Below are 963 nucleotides of genomic sequence, written 5' to 3'. Positions count from 1 at the left end.
CATGATCTCCCCGGCGAGCCAGCGAATGGCGATCGGGAACGCCACCGAACACACAACACGATTTAACTTGCCCATCCGCCCGATGTGCGCGGCGAGGAACTCGCCCGCGAAGGAGATGTGGCGCGCTTCCTCGGCGATGTGGATCTCCATGGTGCGCAACACCATCGGCGGCATCGACGAGCCCTCGCGGATGACGGCCTTCTGGTAGTGGTCGATCGGTTCCTCGCCGCCGAGGATGCCGATGAACAGGATCGTGTGGGCGTAGCCGCCCGCGACACCGATCAGCGGGGAGAGCGCCTTGAACAGCGGCCGCATGCCCGGCACGTCGATGCCGATGCGGTTCACCAGTTCCTGGAACATCTGGATGTGGTTGCACTCTTCGGTCATCTCGTGCAAGCAGTACCGGAACTCGGGCGAGCCGTTGGGCAGCTTCATGATGTACTGCATCATTCCGCGGATCAGAATGCTCTCGAAGGCAGCGCCGACCTTGATCACATTGGCGGTGCGCCACTTGCCGATCGCGATCTGCTTGTCCAGCGGCTGGTCGCGGTACCACTGGGTCGCGCCCAGCGGATCGACCTCGGGCGAGAGCACCCAGCGCACATCGTTCGGGTCAAGGGCGAGCTCCGGCGAATCCCAGTCGATATCGAGGTAGGGATCGAAATGCCGGTCGACGGACCCCTGCGAAAGGGTCGCCAGCGCATCTCGGTACTCCTCGGTGATGAGTCCGCCACGGCTCGATTCGGTCAGCGTCATCGGTGCCTCCTCGGTTCGCGTCCGGCGCGGGCACTGTAAGCGCCGTCACACCGGTTACCCCGAGAATAACTGAGACTCCCAGTCCCACACAACCCACCGCACCGACTTGTGATCAGCCGTTCGTTCGGACAACGGCGGAACCCCGGAAGTGGGGCGCGCGGCCCCCCACCCAAAGCGGGGCTCGGGGCTCGCGGGGGTATCAGACAG

At 64.5% G+C, this 963-nt stretch carries 1 protein-coding gene; it reads right to left on the bottom strand.

The genetic code is table 11. The features are described 5' to 3' along the window. A partial coding sequence (locus ACFWPJ_RS24070; protein WP_378854656.1) for a diiron oxygenase occupies nucleotides 1-756 on the bottom strand: 756 nt, incomplete at its 3' end. Nucleotides 757-963: the final 207 nt, after the last annotated feature.

Origin of the sequence: Nocardia sp. NPDC058497 (assembly GCF_042720195.1) — a bacterium.
GTDB lineage: Bacteria > Actinomycetota > Actinomycetes > Mycobacteriales > Mycobacteriaceae > Nocardia.
This window is presented reverse-complemented; position numbering and strand designations above follow the sequence as displayed.